The following is a 7349-nucleotide window of genomic DNA, read 5'->3' on the forward strand; positions in this document are numbered from 1 at the left end:
GTGACATTAACAATTAGTGACGTGATACTATCACGTTTTGTATGTAGTATGCGCGAGACTTGAACTTGGTTTATTTTCTAGTGGAAGAGTATCTCATATGCCTAATTAGTGTTAAAATAAAACTAGTAAACATATGAGCAAATATCATGTTAAGGTTAAATAAATAAGTCAACATGTTTGAAAATTTATCCGATCGATTATCACGCACCTTACGTAATATTAGCGATCAGGGACGCCTGACCGAAGTTAATATCAAAAATACTTTGCGTGAAGTACGTATGGCACTGCTGGAAGCAGATGTCGCGTTACCGGTAGTGCAAGACTTTATCAGCCGGGTGAAAGAGAGTGCATTGAGTAAGAAAGTTAATAATAGCCTCACCCCTGGGCAAGAGTTTATCAAACTGGTACGCATTGAGCTGGTAACCGCCATGGGCGAACAAAATCATTCTCTCAACTTGGCGATGCAGCCACCGGCAGTAGTACTAATAGCGGGCCAGCAGGGCGTTGGGAAAACAACTAGTGTGGGGAAACTGGGAAAATATTTATGGGACACAAAGAGTAAAAAAGTACTAGTAGTATCAGCAGATGTTTACCGCCCGTCAGCCATAAAACAATTAGAAACCCTAACTCAGAACATAGGCGTAGATTTTTTTCCTTCTCAAACAGATCAGAAACCAATTGAGATTGTTAATGAAGCGCTGAGATACGCGAAAATAAAATGCTATGATGTTTTGCTAGTAGATACAGCTGGTCGTTTACACACAAATAACATGATGATGAATGAAATTATTAATATATATAACATTATTCAACCTATTGAAACATTGTTTGTGGTAGACGCAATGACAGGACAAGATGCAGCTAAGGCAGCCAAAGCTTTTAATAGCGCGCTGCCATTAACCGGGGTAATCCTGACCAAAGTAGACGGCGCATCGCGCGGTGGTGCCGCACTATCTATACGTCATATGACTGGAAAACCGATTAAATTTATTGGCGTAGGAGAAAAAATAGATGCTTTAGAACCGTTCTACCCTGATCGTTTAGCCGACCGTATCCTAGGCATGGGCGACGTTTTATCGCTAATTGAAGAGATAGAACGTAAGGTAGATGATGCCCAAGCTCAGAAGCTTGCTAAAACTTTAAATAAGGGCGATCGTTTTGATATGACCGATTTTCTGAACCAAATTAAGCAGATGCGTAATTTTGGTGGCATGGCTACCCTGATAAATAAATTGCCTGGCATTAGTAAACTGCCAGATCAAGTGAAGTTGCAAATGCATGATGATCAAATGCTAATACGTATGGAGGCGATGATTTCGTCAATGACGGCTCAAGAACGCGTTACCCCGGAAATTATTAAAGGTTCGCGTAAGCGTCGTATTGCTGCCGGCTCCGGTATGCAGGTGCCGGATGTTAATCGCCTGTTAAAACAGTTTGAAGAAATGCAGCGTCTTATGAAGAAAATGAAAAAAGAAGGAATGATAAAAATGATACGCGGTTTGAAGATAATGATGCCGCCAGGATTCTTCTGGCGTTAACTCAACTGAAATAATTATTTTAATTTAGTTTTACTCATAAATTTAGTATGAGGATGTTTGTTTATGGTCACAATTCGTTTAGCTCGTGGCGGAGCTAAAAAACGTCCATTTTATCAAATTGTAGTAACCGATAACCACAATCCACGCGACGGGCGCTTTATTGAACGTGTTGGTTTTTTTAACCCGCTAGCCGCGGGACAGGCTCAAGATGTACGTTTGGATATGGATAGAATTTCATATTGGATTAATCATGGTGCTAAAATGTCGGAACGCGTATGTGCACTAATCAAAAAAACGAAAAAATCAAACTAAAAAATCAAATTAGTATTACAGCTCCTGTAGTTTTAGGTCAAATTAACTCAGCGTATGGCATTCATGGTTGGCTCAAAATGATTTCATCGACTGAGTATGCTGAAAGTATTTTTCATTACCAACCATGGTTTATTAAACGGATAAATACATGGCAGCAGATTACGCTAGATGACTGGAAGTACCATTCTAATGGTATTATTATTAAGATTAAAAGTATTAAAAATAGGGAAAGTGCAAAACTTCTCACTAATTGTCAAATTATAGTTGACGCTTCGCAGTTACCTGATTTATCTGACGGTGAGTACTACTGGAAAGATCTCATTGGTTGCCAGGTAGAAACGGTTAATGGTTCTCCGCTGGGCAAAGTAATTAACTTAATAGAAACTGGCTCAAATGATGTTATGGTTGTCAAAGCAAATAGAAAAGATTCTTCTATAATTTATGAACTGTTGATTCCATTTCTCTACGGTAAGGTTATTAAAAATATCGATCTTGCTACCAGTATTATTCAAGTGGACTGGGACCCGATATTTTAACCTTTAACAGGACAGAAAACACTCTATGTGGATTGGTTTTATCAGCCTATTTCCAGAAATGTTCCGTGCGGTAACTGATTATGGGGTGACCGGCCGAGCTGTAAAAAATGGTTTATTACATGTACAGTGCTGGAGTCCACGTGAATTTGCTTACGATCGGTATAGAACCGTAGATGATCGCCCTTATGGCGGTGGACCGGGAATGCTATTGATGATGCAACCCTTGCTTGATGCTATTCATGAAGCTAAAAAGAAAGCAGGAAAAGGGGTTAAAGTGCTATATTTATCTCCTCAGGGACGTAAGTTAGATCAACCAGGCGTATATGAACTGGCAGCGAAGCCTAAGTTAATTCTGGTCTGCGGTCGCTATAAAGGTATTGATGAGCGTTTAATTACCACAGAGATTGATGAAGAGTGGTCAATAGGTGATTATATCCTCAGTGGCGGTGAGTTAGCAGCAATGACGCTAATCGATTCTATTACTAGATTAATTCCTGGAGTACTGAGTCATGAAACTTCGGTAACTTCAGACTCTTTTGCTGAAGGATTACTAGATTGTCCGCATTATACTCGTCCTGAAGTTTTAGGTGGTATAGAGGTTCCACCTGTTCTATTGTCGGGTAATCATGCCGAGATCCGGCGCTGGCGACTGAAACAGTCTTTGGGCCGTACTTGGCTTAGAAGACCTGAACTTCTAGAACAATTATCTCTCACTGACGAGCAAGTGAGGTTACTGAAAGAATTTCAATGTGAATATCAATCGAAAAAATAAAGAGCACTAATATTATGAGCCAGATTATTAAACAAATAGAACAAGAGCAGATGAAAAACATACCATCTTTTCGCCCAGGTGACTCGGTAGAAGTTAAGGTATGGGTTGTTGAAGGAAGTAAAAAACGTTTGCAAGCATTTGAAGGCATAATTATCGCTATCCGTAACCGCGGTTTACATTCTACATTTACTGTTCGTAAAATTTCCAACGGCGAAGGTGTTGAGCGTGTATTCCAGATGCACTCTCCAATAGTAGATAGTATTACTGTTAAACGTTGTGGTTTCGTTCGTCAGGCGAAACTATATTACTTGCGTGAACGTACCGGTAAAGCTGCGCGTATTAAAGAGCGTATAAGCAAGTAAAGTTAAGAAACTTAGATAAAGCTATCATGTGACTTCACTGACTAGTCACAATATTATTGTCTTTCACATCTAGTTTGATTGGCTTACCTGGCTGTAAGTATCCAGATAGTATTTGTTGGGATAATATATTTTCTATTTTCTGCTGTATAGCGCGTTTCAACGGCCGCGCGCCGTAAATAAAATCAAAACCTACCTTACCTAATAAGGCTAGTACTTCGTCGCTGATAATAAGAGTAGTTCCCTGCTCTTCTAAACGTTTAGAAAGAAGTTGTAGCTGAATCTGTGCAATTTTTATAATGTGTTCATAGCCTAGCGGATGAAATACGACAATCTCGTCTACACGATTAATAAACTCAGGCCTGAAATGATCGCGGACGATCTCAAAAACTAGATCTTTCATTTCCTGGTAATTTAACTGACGAAAACGTTCATGAATCACATCAGATCCTAGGTTAGACGTCATAATTACTACGGTATTGCGGAAATCAACGGTCCGGCCATGGCCATCAGTTAATCGTCCGTCTTCTAGTACTTGCAACAAAATATTAAACACGTCCTGATTAGCTTTTTCTATTTCGTCTAGCAGGACGACTGAGTAAGGTCGATGGCGCACTGCCTCGGTAAGATAACCACCTTCTTCATAACCAATATATCCTGGAGGAGCACCTACCATTCGTGATACCGAATGTTTTTCCATAAACTCAGACATATCAATACGGACTATCGCATCATCACTATCAAAAAGAAAAGCTGCTAGAGCTTTACATAGCTCTGTTTTTCCTACTCCGCTAGGTCCAAGGAACATAAAAGAACCAATTGGTCTATTAGGATCTGCAAGACCTACTCGGCTCCGGCGGATAGCATTAGAAACAGCTTCCACTGCCTCGTTTTGGCCAACTATTTTGTTATGTAACTCTTGCTCTATCCGTAGAAGTTTAGCTCGCTCGCTTTCTAACATACGCGAGACAGGGATACCTGTCCAGCGCGCCAGTACTTCAGCAATTTCCATATCTGTAACACGGTTACGCAACAAACGCATGCTTTTACTTTCCGATGACGATACTACCGCCAGTTGTTTTTCTAGCTCAGGTATTTTACCATATTGTAATTCCGACATACGTGCGAGATCGCCGATGCGACGCGCTTGCTCAAGGTATATTTTGGTTTTTTCTAGCTCTGCTTTCAGATTTTGGGTGCCGGATAAGGAAGATTTCTCAGCTTTCCATTTCTCTTCTAGCTCAGAGTAAGCGCGTTCTTTTTGCGCTAGTTCTTCATTGAGCGTATCCAGACGTTTAAGACTAGAATCATCCGATTCTTTCTTCAGTACCTGTTGCTCTAGCTTCAACTGAATCAGTCGCCGTTCTAGACGATCTAACTCTTCCGGCTTGGAGTCTATTTGTATACGGATGCTGGAAGCGGCCTCATCTATTAAGTCAATAGCCTTATCTGGTAATTGCCTATCTGCGATATAACGGTGAGATAACATCGCTGCTGCTACGATAGCCGTATCAGTAATCTGTACGTGATGATGTAGCTCATATCGCTCTTTTAAACCACGTAAGATAGCGATGGTATCCTCAACTGTCGGCTCAAGGACTAATACTTTCTGAAAACGTCTTTCCAGCGCCGCATCTTTCTCAATAAATGTGCGGTACTCGTTCAGGGTCGTGGCACCTACGCAATGTAATTCACCACGGGAAAGCGCTGGCTTGAGCATATTACCGGCATCCATCGCGCCGTCTGCTTTACCGGCGCCGACCATAGTATGTAATTCATCAATGAATAAAATGACATAACCTTCTTGTTTTGAAATCTCGCTTAGCACGTTTTTTAGCCGTTCTTCGAATTCACCGCGGTACTTGGCACCAGCTACGAGTGATCCCATGTCGAGTGACAGTACCCTATTATTTTTCAGTCCTTCCGGAACTTCACTGTTCACGATACGCTGGGCTAGCCCTTCTACGATTGCCGTTTTACCCACCCCAGGTTCACCGATCAGCACAGGGTTGTTTTTGGTACGCCGCAGCAAGACCTGGATGGTACGGCGGATTTCTTCATCACGGCCGATAACAGGATCTAATTTCCCCTGTTCCGCGCGTTCGGTGAGATCAATAGTAAATTGTTTCAGCGCTTGATGCTGGTTTTCTACATCTGGTGAGTTCACTGGCTGACCATTACGCATATTATCTATAGCTTGAGTAATCGAGATTATCGTAGCCCCAGCTGCTTTTAATAAGTCTGCTAAGGTACCATGCGACTCAATCGATGCTAGTACAAAAAGCTCGGATGAAATAAAACTATCAAAACGTTTTTGCGCCAATTGTTCACACAGATTAAATACACGTACTAAATCTGGTGATGGTTGTATGTTATAGATAGTACCTTCTACCTGCGGTAACCGATTGCATGCCTGTTCCACTGCTACGATCAATTGCGAGGTATTCACACCTGCATACTGTAGTAATTGGTATACAGTACCCCCTTCTTGCTTAAGTAAAATAACTATTACATGTAATGGTTCTATGAATTTATGAGCGCGCCGAATAGCTAATGACTGAGCCTCTACGAGAGCTATTTGAAATTGATTAGTTAATCGATCTAGACGCATAATGCCTCCTACTACTATGGAAATTAAATAATATTATTTATGATAAAGATTCAGGAATATTCCGCTAGTGTCATCATAAGTAGGCAGGATAAAAGTACGTTCATATGAACCTCAATTGTTCAGTATCTGCTTTCAGTGCATTCACTAGCTCGACCATATCCTGCGGTAGCGCAGCATGCCACTCCATCTGAATTCCCGTGATGGGATGGTATAATCGTAACATGGTAGCATGTAGCGCCTGGCGATCGAATTGGCGTAATACTTTTATATCCATGATACTTTTGCGTGTACGTTGACGGCCGCTATACCTTTGATCTCCTACTAAAGGGTGGTTGATATAAGCCATATGTACGCGAATTTGATGGGTACGGCCGGTTTCTAACCGTAGCCGTAGCCTAGTATGAGCGCGAAAATGTTCTATGATGCGGTAGTGCGTAACCGCCGGTTTACCTAGAGGATGCACTGTCATATGTGTGCGTTGAATTGCATGGCGGGCAATAGGCTGTTCCACAGTACCGCCGGTAGTCATGGTGCCAATAGTTATTGCTTCATATTCACGGGTAATCTTCCGTGCCTGCAATAACTCCACCAACCTATTCTGCGCAAGTACTGTTTTAGCCACTACCATCAAACAAGTGGTATCTTTATCTAATCGGTGGACAATGCCTGCACGCGGTACATCTGCAATAGGTGGATAATAATAGAGTAAAGCATTAAGTACGGTACCATCAGGATTCCCAGCGCCTGAGTGTACGACGATATCTCTGGGTTTGTTTATTACAATAAGATCATCATCTTCATACACAATATTCAACCTAATATCCTGAGCTTTCCAGTGCTGCTCATTTTTCATAACCACAGATATTTCAATTTGTTCTCCACCTAGCATTTTCTTTTTTGGAACGACAGTTACTTTACCGTTTACTTTAACCTGACCATTTAATATCCAGTTTTTTATTCGCGATCGCGAATGCTCATAGCATAATTTTACCATGACTTGATCCAAACGCTGCGTAAATGATACATTTGTCACATTTATAGTCATGTATCGATATTGCGCCATATTAAAGTCTCTTTATGAAGATTGATGCACATAAAATATTTATTTTTAATAGCAATACTCAGCATTTTACTGGTTAATTGTTCTAGTCACATAGTGACTAATAATTTGTTATTAGAAAGTTATACTTCAGCGCGGCACAAATTGCAGGACCGCTCCTA

At 41.0% G+C, this 7349-nt stretch carries 7 protein-coding genes; 5 read left to right on the forward strand and 2 right to left on the reverse strand.

The window, feature by feature from the left end:
- Window positions 1-173: 173 nt before the first annotated feature.
- The 5 genes from ffh (at window position 174) to rplS (ending at window position 3520) form a co-directional block, all read left to right on the forward strand.
- Window positions 174-1538 (forward strand): signal recognition particle protein, encoded by a 1365-nt coding sequence (gene ffh, locus CEX73_RS02070; RefSeq protein ID WP_101626943.1) that lies wholly within the window; start codon window positions 174-176, stop codon window positions 1536-1538.
- 63 nt (window positions 1539-1601) lie between these two features.
- Window positions 1602-1850 carry a 30S ribosomal protein S16 gene (rpsP, locus tag CEX73_RS02075; RefSeq protein ID WP_101626944.1) on the forward strand — a complete coding sequence of 83 codons (249 nt, stop codon included), beginning with the start codon at window positions 1602-1604 and terminating at the stop codon, window positions 1848-1850.
- Window positions 1814-2386, forward strand: a complete 573-nt coding sequence (rimM, locus tag CEX73_RS02080) for a ribosome maturation factor RimM (RefSeq protein ID WP_101626945.1) — start codon at window positions 1814-1816, stop codon at window positions 2384-2386. Before rpsP ends, rimM begins: the two co-directional genes overlap by 37 nt.
- A 25-nt stretch (window positions 2387-2411) precedes the next feature.
- The gene (gene trmD, locus CEX73_RS02085; RefSeq protein ID WP_101626946.1) at window positions 2412-3158 is read left to right on the forward strand and encodes a tRNA (guanosine(37)-N1)-methyltransferase TrmD; all 747 of its coding nucleotides are present in this window, start codon (window positions 2412-2414) and stop codon (window positions 3156-3158) included.
- A gap of 14 nt (window positions 3159-3172) precedes the next feature.
- Complete coding sequence (gene rplS / locus CEX73_RS02090; protein ID WP_101626947.1) at window positions 3173-3520, forward strand: 50S ribosomal protein L19; 348 nt, start codon at window positions 3173-3175, stop codon at window positions 3518-3520.
- A 34-nt stretch (window positions 3521-3554) separates the two neighbouring features.
- Here the strand turns inward: rplS and clpB are convergent, their stop codons facing one another.
- Window positions 3555-6128, reverse strand: coding sequence for an ATP-dependent chaperone ClpB (gene clpB / locus CEX73_RS02095; protein WP_101626948.1), 2574 nt, complete (start codon window positions 6126-6128; stop codon window positions 3555-3557).
- A gap of 100 nt (window positions 6129-6228) precedes the next feature.
- Window positions 6229-7191, reverse strand: a complete 963-nt coding sequence (gene rluD / locus CEX73_RS02100) for a 23S rRNA pseudouridine(1911/1915/1917) synthase RluD (protein ID WP_101626949.1) — start codon at window positions 7189-7191, stop codon at window positions 6229-6231.
- Between the last annotated feature and the right edge of the window lie 158 nt (window positions 7192-7349).

This window comes from Candidatus Palibaumannia cicadellinicola (genome assembly GCF_002855795.1).
Lineage (GTDB): Bacteria > Pseudomonadota > Gammaproteobacteria > Enterobacterales > Enterobacteriaceae > Baumannia > Baumannia cicadellinicola_C.

Coding starts and splice junctions, on each gene's coding strand:
- ffh (WP_101626943.1), top strand. CDS start 174: ATGTTTGAAAATTTATCCGATCGATTATCACGCACCTTACGTAATATT.
- rplS (WP_101626947.1), top strand. CDS start 3,173: ATGAGCCAGATTATTAAACAAATAGAACAAGAGCAGATGAAAAACATA.
- trmD (WP_101626946.1), top strand. CDS start 2,412: ATGTGGATTGGTTTTATCAGCCTATTTCCAGAAATGTTCCGTGCGGTA.
- clpB (WP_101626948.1), bottom strand. CDS start 6,128: ATGCGTCTAGATCGATTAACTAATCAATTTCAAATAGCTCTCGTAGAG.
- rpsP (WP_101626944.1), top strand. CDS start 1,602: ATGGTCACAATTCGTTTAGCTCGTGGCGGAGCTAAAAAACGTCCATTT.
- rluD (WP_101626949.1), bottom strand. CDS start 7,191: ATGGCGCAATATCGATACATGACTATAAATGTGACAAATGTATCATTT.
- rimM (WP_101626945.1), top strand. CDS start 1,814: ATGTGCACTAATCAAAAAAACGAAAAAATCAAACTAAAAAATCAAATT.